Origin of the sequence: Stenoxybacter acetivorans DSM 19021, assembly GCF_000745895.1 — a bacterium.
GTDB lineage: Bacteria > Pseudomonadota > Gammaproteobacteria > Burkholderiales > Neisseriaceae > Stenoxybacter > Stenoxybacter acetivorans.
The window spans coordinates 44,916-59,106 of record NZ_JQKE01000008.1; the positions used below are offsets into that span (position 1 = coordinate 44,916).

11 protein-coding genes are annotated in these 14,191 nt (G+C 47.0%); 5 read left to right on the forward strand and 6 right to left on the reverse strand.

Annotated features, from left to right (window positions below; all coding sequences use genetic code 11):
* Window positions 1-78 precede the first annotated feature (78 nt).
* The 5 genes from fdnG (at window position 79) to Q384_RS01120 (ending at window position 7,057) form a co-directional block, all read left to right on the forward strand.
* The gene (fdnG, locus tag Q384_RS01100) at window positions 79-3,153 is read left to right on the forward strand and encodes a formate dehydrogenase-N subunit alpha (protein WP_084224346.1); all 3,075 of its coding nucleotides are present in this window, start codon (window positions 79-81) and stop codon (window positions 3,151-3,153) included.
* A 12-nt stretch (window positions 3,154-3,165) separates the two neighbouring features.
* A complete protein-coding gene (gene fdxH, locus Q384_RS01105; protein WP_037585414.1) occupies window positions 3,166-4,080 on the forward strand; it encodes a formate dehydrogenase subunit beta in 915 nt (304 codons plus the stop codon).
* Window positions 4,080-4,733, forward strand: coding sequence for a formate dehydrogenase subunit gamma (locus tag Q384_RS01110; protein WP_037585415.1), 654 nt, complete (start codon window positions 4,080-4,082; stop codon window positions 4,731-4,733). The genes fdxH and Q384_RS01110 overlap by 1 nt, the downstream gene beginning before the upstream one ends.
* Window positions 4,734-5,122: 389 nt before the next feature.
* Window positions 5,123-6,187 (forward strand): sulfate ABC transporter substrate-binding protein, encoded by a 1,065-nt coding sequence (locus tag Q384_RS01115; protein ID WP_037585416.1) that lies wholly within the window; start codon window positions 5,123-5,125, stop codon window positions 6,185-6,187.
* Between the two features lie 231 nt (window positions 6,188-6,418).
* Window positions 6,419-7,057, forward strand: a complete 639-nt coding sequence (locus tag Q384_RS01120) for a hypothetical protein (protein WP_037585417.1) — start codon at window positions 6,419-6,421, stop codon at window positions 7,055-7,057.
* Between the two features lie 245 nt (window positions 7,058-7,302).
* Here the strand turns inward: Q384_RS01120 and Q384_RS01125 are convergent, their stop codons facing one another.
* The 6 genes from Q384_RS01125 to cysI all read right to left on the reverse strand — a co-directional run bounded on the left by Q384_RS01125 (window position 7,303) and on the right by cysI (window position 14,029).
* Entirely contained in the window at window positions 7,303-8,052 is a 750-nt protein-coding gene (locus Q384_RS01125) for an ATP-binding cassette domain-containing protein (RefSeq protein ID WP_037585419.1), read from the reverse strand.
* On the reverse strand, window positions 8,049-8,942 hold the full coding sequence (locus tag Q384_RS01130) for an ABC transporter permease subunit (protein WP_084224347.1): 894 nt from the start codon (window positions 8,940-8,942) through the stop codon (window positions 8,049-8,051). Before Q384_RS01130 ends, Q384_RS01125 begins: the two co-directional genes overlap by 4 nt.
* 95 nt (window positions 8,943-9,037) lie before the next feature.
* Complete coding sequence (gene ssuD, locus Q384_RS01135) at window positions 9,038-10,153, reverse strand: FMNH2-dependent alkanesulfonate monooxygenase (RefSeq protein WP_037585420.1); 1,116 nt, start codon at window positions 10,151-10,153, stop codon at window positions 9,038-9,040.
* A 66-nt stretch (window positions 10,154-10,219) separates the two neighbouring features.
* Entirely contained in the window at window positions 10,220-11,206 is a 987-nt protein-coding gene (locus Q384_RS01140) for an aliphatic sulfonate ABC transporter substrate-binding protein (RefSeq protein ID WP_051940229.1), read from the reverse strand.
* A 34-nt stretch (window positions 11,207-11,240) separates the two neighbouring features.
* Window positions 11,241-11,807, reverse strand: a complete 567-nt coding sequence (gene ssuE / locus Q384_RS01145) for an NADPH-dependent FMN reductase (RefSeq protein ID WP_037585422.1) — start codon at window positions 11,805-11,807, stop codon at window positions 11,241-11,243.
* 455 nt (window positions 11,808-12,262) lie between these two features.
* The gene (gene cysI, locus Q384_RS01150) at window positions 12,263-14,029 is read right to left on the reverse strand and encodes an assimilatory sulfite reductase (NADPH) hemoprotein subunit (protein WP_037585423.1); all 1,767 of its coding nucleotides are present in this window, start codon (window positions 14,027-14,029) and stop codon (window positions 12,263-12,265) included.
* Window positions 14,030-14,191: the final 162 nt, after the last annotated feature.

Genomic DNA, 14,191 nt, shown 5'->3' on the forward strand with positions numbered 1-14,191 from the left:
CTGCCGCAATACAATCAATAACAATATCAAATATCTTATGATAAAACCCACAATAAAAATATCAAACAGGACACAACCATGAATCTGACCAGACGCCAGTTTTTCAAAGTAACGGCAGCGGGCGCGGGTGCGACTTCGCTGGCAGTGCTGGGGGCTTTACCCGCCAATGCGTGGGCGGAAGTTCGGCAATATAAATTAACGCGTGCCATTGAAGCGCGTAATAATTGTACTTACTGCTCCGTTGGCTGCGGCACGCTGATTTACAGTCTGGGCGATGGTGCGCGAAACGCCAAACGCAAAATCTTCCACATTGAGGGCGACCCCGATCATCCTGTCAGCCGCGGCAGTTTATGCCCCAAAGGCGCGTCTTTGATTGATTTTGTCAATAGCCCAAACCGTGTGTTGTTTCCTGAAGTGCGCGAAGCAGGCAGCAATGAATGGAAGCAAATCAGCTGGCACGAAGCATTCGACCGCATTGCACGCTTACTCAAAGACGAACGCGATGCCAATTTAAAAGAGAAAAACGCCGACGGAATACCGATTAATCGCTTGGAAAGTGTCGGTTTATTGTGTGCCTCCGCCAGTTCTAATGAGACCGGTATTCTCACCCAAAAATTCATGCGATCCTTGGGTCTGGTGGGCACAGACTCCCAAGCACGGGTGTGTCATGGTCCCACTGTATCCGCCTTGGCGTCCACATTCGGGCGCGGGGCGATGACCAACACTTTTGTTGATATTCAAAATTCAGATTTCATTTTAATCATGGGCGGCAACGCCGCCGAAGCACACCCTGTCGGCTTTAAATGGGTGATTGAAGCCAAAAAGCGCAATGGTACAAAATTGATTGTGTGCGACCCGCGCTTTAATCGATCCGCTGCCGTTGCCGATCATTATTTACCGATACGATCAGGTACGGATATTGCCTTTTTAGGCGCAGTTATCAATTGGTTATTGGCAAACGATAAAGTTCAATGGGACTACGTTAAAAACTACACCAATGCCAGTTTTATTGTGTCTGAAGGCTTTGGTTTTCATGACGGTTTATTCTCCGGCCATGCCGACTACCAAAGCGATCGTGAAACCACACAAAGCGGCTACGACAACAGCACTTGGGTGTATGAACTCGACGGCAACGGGCACGCCAAAATTGATGAAACCTTGCAGCATCCGCGCTGTGTGTGGCAAATGATGAAGCAACATTACGCCCAATACACACCGGAAATGATGACCAAAATTACCGGTACACCCATTGAAGACTTCTTAAAAGTATGTGAAGCCTTGGGTGCAACATCTGCCAAAGACAAAGCGGGTACAATTTTATACGCCTTAGGTTGGACACAACACACTTACGGTGCGCAAAACATTCGCACCATGGCAATGATTCAATTGATTTTAGGCAATATTGGTGTCGCGGGCGGAGGCGTAAACGCCTTACGCGGACACTCCAATATTCAAGGTCTGTCTGATTTAGGCTTATTGTCCACCAGCCTGCCGGGTTACTTATCTTTGCCCAACGAAAAAGCGCATCCCACTTTTGAAGATTATTTGGCAAAACAAACGCCGAAAGCCCTGCGCCCAAACCAATTGAACTACTGGAGCAATACGCCCAAATTCATGGTGAGCCTGCTCAAATGGTTCTTCGGTGATGCAGCAACCAAGGAAAACAACTGGGGCTACGATTGGCTGCCCAAATGGGACAAAATGTACGACGTGCTGCAAATGGTGGAAATGATGTACCAAGGGCAAATGAATGGCTTATTGGTGCAAGGCTTTAATGCCATGGGATCATTTCCCGATTCCAACCGTGTAACAGAAGCCTTTGCCAAACTGAAATGGTTGGTGGTTATGGATCCGCTGGATACCGAAACCGCTACTTTCTGGCAAAATCATGGCGATGCCCACGATGTTGATCCCAAACAAATCCAAACCACGGTATTCCGTTTGCCAACCCCCTGCTTTGCCGAAGAAGCAGGTTCAATTGTTAATTCTTCACGCTGGCTGCAATGGCACTGGGCGGGTGCAGAACCACCGGGCGAAGCCCTGCCTGATTTGGAAATCATGGCAGAATTAATGTTGCGGCTGAAAGACTTGTATGCCAAAGAAGGCGGCAAATCACCCGAACCTATTCTGAATTTGGATTGGCAATATAAGAACCCTCATTCACCGCAGCCGGAAGAAACCGGCAAAGAATCCAATGGCTGGGCATTGGCAGACATCAAAGACGACAAAGGCAATGTCATTGTTGCCAAAGGTCAGCAATTGGACGCATTCTCACAATTAAAAGACGACGGCAGCACCGCTTGCGCCTGTTGGATTTTTGCTGGTTCATGGACAAAAAATGGCAACCAAATGGCACGCCGCGATAACACCGACAGCGGCTTGGGCAACACCCCAAATTGGGCGTGGGCTTGGCCGGCAAATCGGCGGGTATTGTACAACCGTGCCTCTTGCGACCCGCAAGGCAAGCCTTGGAATCCACACCGAGTCTTGATTAAATGGGACGGCAAAAAATGGACAGGCGCAGACGTTGCTGACTTCAAAGCCGATGAAGCACCGGGCAGCGGTATGAATCCGTTTATCATGGCAGAAGAAGGTGTCGGCCGTTTATTCTGCACTCAAAAAATGGTGGACGGTCCTTTCCCCACTTTCTATGAGCCCATGGAAACGCCTGTCGGCAAAAATTTAATGTATCCGAAAGTATTGAATTCACCTGCTGTACGCCTGTTCGACAGCGTGAAAAGTCGTTTGGGTAAAAAAGAGCAATTCCCTTACGTTGGTACTACTTATCGGCTCACCGAACACTTCCAATTTTGGACGAAATCAGTGAAATTGCTGATGATCGCTCAGCCGGAGCAATTCATTGAAATCAGCGAAGAATTGGCAAAAGAAAAAGGCATTGCCAAAGGTGATTGGGTGAAAATCAGCACCATACGCGGCGCAGTTCAAGCCAAAGCAGTGGTAACCAAGCGTGTCAAACCCTTGCAAATTGACGGCAAAACCGTGCATCAAGTGGGCATTCCCTTGCACGGCGGCTGGGTGAACGTGAGCGGCAGAAAGCAATACCTCATCAATACACTCACCCCGTTTGTCGGCGATTGCAACACACAAACACCTGAATACAAAACCTTTTTGTGCAACATCGAAAAAGCGTAAGGAGCGGAAAAAATGGCTTTACAATCATTAGACATTAAACGCCGCTCAGCCACCAGCGGCATGACCCCGCCGCCCAAGGCGCGGCAGCCCATTGAAGTGGCAAAACTGATTGATGTATCTACCTGTATCGGCTGCAAATCCTGCCAAGTCGCTTGTTCAGAGTGGAACGATATTCGTGATAAAGTCGGTGAAAACATTGGCGTGTATGACAACCCAATTGATTTAACCGCCGACAGCTGGACAGTAATGCGTTTTTCCGAAACCGAAGAAAACGGCAAACTGGAATGGTTAATCCGCAAAGACGGCTGTATGCACTGCAGCGATCCCGGCTGCCTGAAAGCCTGCCCATCGCCCGGTGCAATTATTCAATACGAAAACGGAATTGTTGATTTTCATCAAGAAAATTGTATCGGCTGCGGCTATTGTGTTTCCGGCTGCCCGTTTAATATCCCGCGTATTTCCAAAAAAGACAACCGCGCTTACAAATGCACTTTGTGCTCAGACCGAGTGGCCGTTGGTCAAGAACCTGCTTGCGCCAAATCCTGCCCTACCGGTGCAATTCAGTTTGGCAGCAAAGAAGCCATGAAACAGGTTGCCGCCGAGCGCGTTGCCGAATTGAACACACGAGGCTTTGCCAACGCAGGGCTCTACGATCCGCAAGGCGTGGGCGGCACACACGTTATGTATGTTTTGCACCATGCTGATAAACCGCAGCTTTATCACGGGCTGCCTGAAAATCCTTCAATCAGCCCCACCGTGCGTTTGTGGAAAGGCATACTGAAACCGCTGGCAACAATCGGCATTGCCGCAGCTGGATTCATCGGCTGGCTGCACTACATCACTGTCGGTCCTAACCGCGCCGACGAAGAAGAAACACCTGTTATCGGTAAAGACGGCGATACTTTACCGGGCAAGGAGGAAGCATAATGAAACAACAACCTCTGTTACAACGCTATAAACGCGCCGAACGGATTAATCACTGGGTAGTGGCGGGCTGCTTTGTTCTGCTGGCAATATCAGGCTTAGGCTTTTTTTACTCATCCTTCTTCTGGCTGACCAACATCTTCGGATCACCACAGCTGGCGCGGATTTTTCATCCGTTTATCGGCATCGTGATGTTTATCGGCTTTTTTATCCTGTTTCTCCGCTATTGGCGGCATAATTTCTTGGATAAAGAAGACGTGAGATGGCTGAAATCGGTCAAAACCATTTTAAAAGGACATGAAGTCGGCGACATCGGCAAATACAACGGCGGTCAAAAAGCCATGTTCTGGCTGATGAGTGCGTGTGTGGCATTATTGTTTATCTCCGGCATCATCATATGGCGGCCTTATTTCGCGCCCTTATTCCCAATTCCGCTGATCCGAATCGCGCTTTTAGTACACTGCTGCGCTGCCGTGGTTTTAATTTCCGGCATCATCATTCACGTTTATGCCGCCATTTGGGTTAAAGGCACGATTCCTTCTATGGTTGAAGGTGTAGTCAGCCAAGAGTGGGCAAAAAAACACCACCCACGCTGGTATCGGGAAATGATGGAAAAACACCGGCGGCAGGAACAAGGCGAAAAAGAGACATCGTAAAGCTCTTTTAAAGCTGTGCTGTTAAATCAAATGATTTACAAGGACTGAATTTTGTATTGCACAAGATTTCAGTCCTTTTTATTTAATCAATCAAAGAAAACAGTACGCACCGTTATCCCAATCAATCAATATTGAATACTCTGATTTGCAAAAAACCAGATATTTTTGCTCTTTATACTGTGGATTAAAGTGCCGCATTCACAGATGATTTTCAAACAACCCAATGCTTTCCAAGCAGCCTTTTAAACCACACAATATTCAGGCTGCCTGAAAATCCAAGTCAAAATCCATTCAGCATTTTTCGTTATAAACAAACAAAAAAACAGTATTTAGTTTCCATAATCATCCGTGTTACATTGCTTCACCGAAATTAACAACCGGAGCAAAACATGAAAACGAAATCACTGTGGCTGGCTTTGCCTTTAATCTTGGCATTGGCATCTTGCGGTCAAAATACTGACCAATCAAATAATGCTTCTAATGCTTCCGATGAAGCAGCAAGCAAACCTGTAAAAAGCGAAGTATCTATTTTGAATGTGTCCTACGACCCCACGCGTGAGCTTTATCAGCAATACAATCCGATTTTCCAACAATATTGGAAACAGAAAACCGGACAAGACTTAACCATTCAACAATCCAACGGCGGCTCCGGCAAACAAGCATTGGCTGTACAAAACGGCTTGAAAGCCGATGTCGTAACACTGGCATTGGCAGGCGATATTGATGCGCTAAACGACGGCAGTAAACAATTGATTAACCCTGGCTGGCAAAAAACACTGCCGGACAACAGCACACCCTATACCTCGACCATTGTCTTTTTGGTGCGCAAAGGCAATCCGAAAAACATCAAAGACTGGAACGATTTAACCAAGGGCAACGTAGAAATTATTACCCCGAATCCAAAAACCTCCGGCGGTGCACGCTGGAATTTCTTGGCAGCATGGGCATATGCCAAACACTTGCCGGGCGGCAGTGACGAAACCGCGAAAAAATTTGTGGCTGACATTTACAACCGCGTATCGGTAATGGATACCGGAGCACGCGGTTCTACCATTTCTTTTACTCAGCGCGGCTTGGGTGATGTGCTTTTGGCTTGGGAAAATGAAGCCTATTTGGCGGTTAAAGAAGCCGGCGACCAATTTGAGATTCTTACGCCTTCTTTGTCTATTTTGTGCGAGCCGCCGGTAGCCGTTGTGGATTCAGTGGCAGATGCCAAAGGCACACGTGAAGCAGCTACCGAATACCTCAAATATTTGTACACAGAAGATGCTCAGCGCATCATCGCCAAAAATTTCTATCGTCCGACTAACCCTGCCGTGCAGGCTGAATTCAAAGACCAGTTCCCGCCGCTGAATTTAGTCACCATAGACAAAGAGTTTGGCGGTTGGAAGCAAGCACAACAGCATTTCTTTGCAGACGGTGGTGTCTTCGATCAAATCTACAGTAAAAAATAATCGATACAATTCGGGGCAGCCAACACATTGACTGCCCCATCTTGTTTTCAGGCTGCCTGAAATCTTTGTTTTATCTACTCGGATAACGCTTTACAACAATCCATTGACCAACTGCTGATTCTTGCTCGTATTACTTGCGCAGTAAAATCTTAAGCAATCTCATGCAACACAATCCAATAAATTAATGGTTTACACCTCTATCTACTACGGACATAACCGGAGGAATGCAATATGCAAAAAAGCCGTTTGCATTGGGATAAACAGAATAGATTAATAAAGCTCTTCGTTGCCAACACAACGCCGCAAACAGCTGCTGTTTTGGCTGAAGTTCAAGCCGCTACCGCCGCGCTGTATTTCAATAAATTACGCCACCTAATTTATCAATATGGTGCCGAACCGGGTTTTTTGGAAAGCAACGCACACATAACAGAAATTCTCCGGCAACACCCTGCATTGGCTACATTTCACGGCCATTTAGTGGGTTTTGGCCTAACCATCAAACAAGGTAAAGTATTATTGACATTGTGCCAACACCGCTCCGGCACACACTGGGTGCCATTAATACGCGGCAAAATCATACCACACGGTTTGGTGGCTGCAATTTTTGATGGGAAGCAACGCAATTGGAATGCAGAATCTTTTCAATACTACCCGCTGAATTTCTCTGAAGTGCCGCCACTAGATAGTACCGGTACTGAAAAATTGGCAGTGTTTTGGCAATCAGCAATACATCACCTCAACAGATTGCAACCCATACACAAAGAACATTTTTATTTACATTTAAAAGAATGTGAATGGCGTTTTAATTACCCTAGCACCACACAACAATGGCAGGAAATTCATCGGCTGGCTCAACGTCATCTGGCTTAATGCCCCAATGAAATTCATCATACTTTATATATGCTATATTTTCCCTGCACATACAAAAAAAACCGGCAGGGCAAATCACCCAACCGACAACATAAGGAATCAATGTTCGCTTAAATATAGCTAAATAACTTTATTTTTCATTATTCAGAGTAGGTTGCAATCATAATAACTTTTTTAAAAACACAATATTAAATATTAAAACCTATGCTGGAATAATGGATTTTTTATTTATTCGGTCATATGTATTAAATAGAAAAACCCACATCGTACCTCGGCAAATGCAAAATCCTATCCAAAATCATCTGTTCCAATGGCGCAGTTTCAGTAACAACATTGATACGCGGGTGCGGCAACCGAATAGGCACATCTAAATCAATTTTACCGCCCTCAATCAACAAGACGCGATTGGCTGTCAATACCGCTTCACTAACATCATGCGTTACCAAAATCACGGTAAACCGGTGTTGCTGCCACAAACGAACAATCAATTGCTGCATTTCCAAACGCGTGAGCGCATCCAGCGCACCCAGCGGTTCGTCCAGCAACAACAATTGAGGACGATGGATTAAAGCCCGTGCCAATGCCACACGCTGACGCTGTCCGCCAGACAATGCCGACGGCCAATCATGGGCACGATCAGCTAAGCCCACCTCTGCCAACACCTGCAATGCCCGCTCCCGCCAATGACCGCTCAAACCGAAACCCACGTTTCCCAATACTGTTTTCCACGGCAGCAAACGGGCTTCCTGAAACATCAGCCGAGTACGGCTTTGCAAATCCGCAGCAGTCAATTCATCAGACATCAACACACCATCACTGAAGTCGTCCAACTGAGCCAATAGCCGCAATAGCGTGCTTTTACCGCAACCGCTGCGCCCAACCACCGCAATGAATTCACCGGCGGCAATATCCAGATCCAAGTCATGAATCACTGTTCGCGTACCAAATTTTTTGGCAATCCGCTGCAAACTCAATGGCAATCCGGTTTGTGTCATAAGACATTCCTTTTTTGATAGGCAGGATGCCAACGCAGCCAATGTTGTTCTAATTGACGTGCAATAAAGTCAGCCAAAAAGCCGAGAAAGGCATATACCAAAATGGCAAAAATAATAATATCCACCTGAAAAAACTCACGTGCATGCATGGCTAAGTAGCCAATACCTGACCCTGCAGAAATGGTTTCAGCCACAATCAGTGTGAGCCACATAATGCCCAGAGAAAAGCGCAGACCAACCAAAATGCTGGGCAAAGCACCGGGTAAAATAACTTGCCGGAACAGCGGCCAACCTTGTACACCATAACTTTTTGCCATTTCCAACAAACTTTTATCCACATTACAAATGCCGTGATAAGTATTGAGGTAAATCGGGAAAAATGTACCCAAAGCCACCAAAGAAATTTTGGCGGTTTCATCAATACCAAACCACACAATCACCAAAGGAATTAACGCCAGATGCGGAATATTACGCAGCATTTGCAGCGTATTGTCGAGCAACACACGCAAAGCCGGAATAGTGCCTGTGAGCAACCCTAAACCCAAACCCAATGCACCGCCAATCAATAAACCGACCAGAGCGCGAGCGGCACTCACCGCCAAGTGATGCAGTAACTCACCGCTGACACTGAGGGTATAACCCGCCTGTATTACAGCCCAAGGTGAAGAAATATTATTTAAGTAGGCTTCAGGCAGCCAGTGAAAACTCGCAATCAACTGCCATAGAATCAGCAGCAATAAGGGCAACCACCAACCACCGGTGTGCTGATACAAACCAATAAACTGCACACGCAACCGTGTATTAATGCTCTCTCGCGGTGGCAGATGCGGCGATGTTGATGCCGCCGCAGTCTGCCAGCATTCAGGTACGGTTTGCTCTGAAGTTTTCATATCACATACTCACTTCCTGTTTGAATTGATAATACTGCGGCACTCATTGCCGCAGCATCGGCTCGGCTGCCGTTTTCACTTTTTCATTACACGCATTACAAGCCTATGGTTTCTCTTTTGGTGCGTAAACGGTGCGGCTGCGGAATATCGGTTTGCACCACATCTAATAACGGAAACAGCAATTCAGCCACACGATAAGCTTCTTCCAGATGCGGATAACCTGAAAGCACAAATGAATCAGCACCCAAATCGGCATACTCCTGTATACGCTTCGCCACAGTAACCGGATCGCCCACCAAAGCCGTACCCGCACCACCGCGAACCAAGCCCACACCCGCCCATAAATTGGGACTGACTTCCAGATGATCACGGCTGCCGCCATGCAAAGCCGCCATGCGTTGCTGACCAACAGAATCGGATTTTGCAAATGAGGCTTGTGCTTGCGCGATGGTTTCATCACTCAAATGGCTGATTAACCGATTGGCAGCAGCCCATGCTTCCTCATTGGTTTCACGCACAATCACATGCAAGCGAACACCAAAACGCACAGTACGTCCCTGCTCTGCCGCACGGCGGCGCACATCATCCAATTTTTCTTTCACCCGCTCCGGCGGTTCGCCCCAAGTTAAATACAGATCCACCTGTTCCGCCGCCAATTGATGCGCCGCATCAGATGATCCGCCAAAATAAAGCGGTGGATGCGGCTGCTGAATAGCGGCGTTATCCAAAACAGCGTTGTCCACATGCAAGTGCTTGCCATGAAAAGTAACCACTTCATTATTCAGCAAACGACGCCAAATCTCGGTAAACTCAGCCGCAGATTCATACCGTTCCTCATGATCCAAATACACGCCCTCTGCTGCCAACTCTTCGGGCCGACCGCCGGCAACAAGATTAAACAACACACGTCCATTGGATAAACGATCCAAAGTAGCCGCCTGACGTGCCGCCACAGTGGGAGAAATTACACCCGGGCGCAATGCCACCAAAAACCGCAGCTTGCGGGTGATGCCGATTAACGATGCGGCCACCAAAAACGGATCATCGCAATTGCGCCCGGTGGGAATCAACACACCGCCAAACCCCAAGTTTTCTACTGCCAAAGCCAGTTGGCTTAAATAAGCGTGATCAACTGTGCGTGCAAATTTATCGCTGCCCAGATAGCGGCCTTCACCTTGCGTGGGTAAAAACCAAAAGATATTCAGACTCATAATGCTTTCCTTTACTTTAAAAGATAATGAACGGGTTAAACAAAATTCAAAAGATAATGCTTGGTGTTATTGCGGTGGATTCCACACGATGTCTTTTACTTGTATTGGTTTGGGAATCAATTTTTGCCGGTAAAACGCATCTGCCACTTGCTGCTGCGCCTGTATCGTGTCGGCACTGATATAAGACACACCATAATTGCGCGCCGTTACCGAACTCAGCGCAATTTCAGGTTTCAGCCCGGTGATGTTTTCAATGATTTTGCCGTATTTTTCAGGATTGGCAGTGATGGCTTTATCTGCCTCACCCACCGCACTCACAAACTGTTCCACCAAATCAGGATGGGCTTGAGCAAAATCTTTAGATGCCAAATAAAATCCCGTATTGGGTTTCAGTCCTTCGCCATCGGTCAGCACTCGTGCATTCAATTCTATTTTTACACTCGACAAATACGGCTCCCAAATTGCCCAGGCAGCCACTTGACCGGTTTCAAACGCTGCCCGAGCATCAGCCGGCTGCAAATACTTCGGCTTAATGTCGTCAAACGTTAATTTGTCGCGCTCTAAGGCTTTCAATAAAGTGTAATTGGCACTCGAACCTTTGGTTACCGCCACCGCTTTGCCTTTTAACTCAGATACACTGCGTATCGGTGAATTAGCCGGCACAATAATCGCTTCCGCTTTTGGCGATGGCAGCTCGTTTGCCACATACATCAGCTTGGCTCCTGCCGCTTGTGCAAATATCGGCGGACTGTCCCCGACAGTGCCGAGATCCAGATTGCCGGTATTGAGTGCTTCCAGCATCGGCGGACCGGACGGGAATTCCACCCACTTCACCTGAATACCCTGTTTAGCCCAAACATCTTCTAAATAGCGGACATCACGCAGATACACCAGCGAACCGGATTTCTGCAAACCGATACGTACTTCACTGACCTTGGCTTTTCCCGCCGCTTCATCGCCGGAAGCCGCCGTATCGGTTTCACTGCGGCAAGCACCCAACGTCAATCCGGTCAATGTGATTGCAAGTAATGAATAAATGGATTTAATGCGCATAATGTTCCCTTAAATTAATAATGATGTATTTGATTTAAATAACGTATTCAGGCAACTCAATGTGTTTAATCAAGAGGCGGCAATGAATCGCTTGAGTGAACTGAGCCGCGGCAGCTTCTAACCGTTCGCGTAAGCCCTCATCAAAGCGGGCATCGGCATCACGGTATTCAACTTGTTTATCTTGTACGAATACTCCGGCAATGATTTCCTGCGCCTTCATCGCCGAAAGCACAGGCTTGAGCGCATAATCCAATACCAACAAATGCGCAATGCTGCCTGCGCTGGCAATGGGCAAAACCACCTTATTTTGCAGCGCTTCTTGCGGCAACAAATCCAACATCGTTTTCAGAACACCGGAAAATGATGCTTTGTACACCGGCGTAGCCACCACCAAACCATCTGCCTCTGCCACATCACGCTGAAACTGCTTCACACTGGTCGAATCAAACTGACCCAACAGCAACGCTTCCGGTGCAAAATCATTCACGCCATAACGAATAGTGGCAATACCTTGCCGACGCAGATAATCTTCAATCAAAAACAGCACGGCAGCCGAACGCGACGGACTGCTGGGACTGCCGGTCAATAACACAACAGACATAATGGTTTTCCTCAGCTAAGCAATTGAATGAGAAAGCAGTCTATCAAAGCGCATTTCAAATCAGAAAGAAGAAATGGCGCTTTGCATAGAACAAACCACCATAATTTTCTCAAACACCATTAATATAAATAAATATTTAATATCAATATATTAGACTGCCATTTCAATAGAAATAATAAAGTTATTATCATAACAATATGAATTGATACTGATTGATAAAACAGCTTGATTTGAAATCCTGCTGTTTACAGCAGCCATAAACAAACAACACAGGCTGCCTGAATGCTTTCAGACAGCCTGTGCAACCATAACAAAACCGCTCGTGTACACGACACAAACACCTTGTTTGTGAAAATTACCAAAAACAAAAAGGCTGCCTGAAAATATTTTCAGACAGCCTTTTACATCCCCCTGCTCAAAAAACAACTGCCGTGAATTGGCAGACAAAACAGTAATCAAGCCGGTATTTTGCTTTCGTCCCAAAAATCAACGGCAGCATTCACTACGGGTTTCACAATACCGCTGCGAACGGCAAAATCACCAAAAGATTCTGCGGCTTCGCGCTCGCTTGCCCAAGCCGCAATCCAGGCATCAATTTGGGTTAAGATTTCGTCGGCGGTGATGTTTTCCTTAAAGAGCCGCGGGATACGCGTACCGGCGCGATTGCCGCCCACATACAGGTTATAGCGGCCAATGGCTTTACCGACCATACCGATTTCTGCCAGCATGGCGCGGCCGCAGCCATTGGGACAACCGGTGATGCGCAAAATAATATTATCGTTCTGCAAACCATTTTTTGCCATCATGGCATCAATTTGATCAATGAATTCCGGCAGAAAACGTTCAGACTCAGCCATTGCCAACGGACAAGTGGGGAATGCCACGCATGCCATGCTGTTTTTACGCTGTTCGGTTACCTTGTCATCAATCAAACCGTGTTCACGGGCAATTTTTTCAATTTTGGCTTTATCACGTGCGGATACACCCGCCACAATCAAATTCTGGTTAGCCGTTAAGCGAAAATCGCCTGTGTGAATTTTGGCAATTTCCCGAACACCGGTTTTCAGCGGTTTATTCGGATAGTCAAGCAAGCGGCCATTTTCAATGAATAAGGTAAGATGCCATTTTTTGTCTTCTCCCTCTACCCAACCAATGCGGTCGCCGCGTTCAGTAAACGCATACGGGCGGCTGGCTTGAAATGGCACACCCATGCGTTGTTCCACCTCATTTTTGAACACATCAACGCCGACGCGTTGCAAGGTATAGCGGGTTTTGGCTGCTTTGCGGTTGGTGCGGTCTCCCCAATCACGCTGCGTGGTTACAACTGCCTCGGCACATTTGAGCACATCACTCAGCCCAACAAAGCCAAAGTCATATGCGGTGTTCGGGAAGGTTTTGCGGTTGCCGTGTTCCATTGATAAACCGCCGCCCACCAGCACATTGAAACCCACCAGCTTACCGTTTTCACCGATTGCCACAAAATTCAAATCGTTGGCATGTAAATCCACATCGTTTAACGGCGGAATCACCACAGTGGTTTTGAATTTGCGCGGCAGATAAGTTTTGCCCAATATCGGTTCTGCTTTATCGGCAATTTCTTTGGTTTGCGGCGCAGTCAATTCCGTTGAAAATACTTTTTCACCGTCCAGCCAAATATCTGCATAAGCCGTGGTTTTCGGCAATAAATGCTCAGAAATGGCTTTTGCCCATTCATACGCTTCACGATGCAGACTGCTTTCAATCGGGTTACTGGTGCACAGCACATTGCGGTTGACATCACCTGCGGTGGCAATGGAATCCAAACCCAGCTGATGCAGCCATTGGTGCATGGGTTTGATATTATTTTTGAGTACACCGTGAAACTGAAAAGTTTGGCGTGTGGTCAGCCGAATGCTGCCGTACAGGGTGTGTTCGGCAGCAAATTCATCAATCCCGAGCCATTGCTTGGGGCTGATGATGCCCCCGGACAAACGGCAGCGTAACATGACATTTTTCAAAGGCTCCAGCTTTTGTTCCGCGCGTTCGGCGCGAATATCGCGGTCGTCTTGCTCATACATACCGTGAAACCGTATAAGCTGAAAATTATCACCGTTAAATCCACCGGTAAGCCCGTCTTTTAAATCTTGAGCGATACTGCCATGCAAATAATCGCTTTGATCTTTCAGGCGTTCATTGTCGGTCAACGGCGCATCGGGTAATTTGGCGCGCGGATCAGATTTCATGCTGTTGATTCCTTTAAATTGTGTTTTTGCATATTGAGATTAAGCGCAATTCTGTTATCAGAATAATTAGATACGGTAAAAATGCTTGGCTGCATCAAAATAGATTTTGATTATGTTATCCACACAGGCTGCCTGAAACATTTCAGACAGCCCGTTCAGATA

What these genes read in the sequence shown, in the direction of transcription:
- fdnG (WP_084224346.1), top strand. Translation starts at nt 79, where the DNA reads ATGAATCTGACCAGACGCCAGTTTTTCAAAGTAACGGCAGCGGGCGCG.
- fdxH (WP_037585414.1), top strand. Translation starts at nt 3,166, where the DNA reads ATGGCTTTACAATCATTAGACATTAAACGCCGCTCAGCCACCAGCGGC.
- Q384_RS01110 (WP_037585415.1), top strand. Translation starts at nt 4,080, where the DNA reads ATGAAACAACAACCTCTGTTACAACGCTATAAACGCGCCGAACGGATT.
- Q384_RS01115 (WP_037585416.1), top strand. Translation starts at nt 5,123, where the DNA reads ATGAAAACGAAATCACTGTGGCTGGCTTTGCCTTTAATCTTGGCATTG.
- Q384_RS01120 (WP_037585417.1), top strand. Translation starts at nt 6,419, where the DNA reads ATGCAAAAAAGCCGTTTGCATTGGGATAAACAGAATAGATTAATAAAG.
- Q384_RS01125 (WP_037585419.1), bottom strand. Translation starts at nt 8,052, where the DNA reads ATGACACAAACCGGATTGCCATTGAGTTTGCAGCGGATTGCCAAAAAA.
- Q384_RS01130 (WP_084224347.1), bottom strand. Translation starts at nt 8,942, where the DNA reads ATGAAAACTTCAGAGCAAACCGTACCTGAATGCTGGCAGACTGCGGCG.
- ssuD (WP_037585420.1), bottom strand. Translation starts at nt 10,153, where the DNA reads ATGAGTCTGAATATCTTTTGGTTTTTACCCACGCAAGGTGAAGGCCGC.
- Q384_RS01140 (WP_051940229.1), bottom strand. Translation starts at nt 11,206, where the DNA reads ATGCGCATTAAATCCATTTATTCATTACTTGCAATCACATTGACCGGA.
- ssuE (WP_037585422.1), bottom strand. Translation starts at nt 11,807, where the DNA reads ATGTCTGTTGTGTTATTGACCGGCAGTCCCAGCAGTCCGTCGCGTTCG.
- cysI (WP_037585423.1), bottom strand. Translation starts at nt 14,029, where the DNA reads ATGAAATCTGATCCGCGCGCCAAATTACCCGATGCGCCGTTGACCGAC.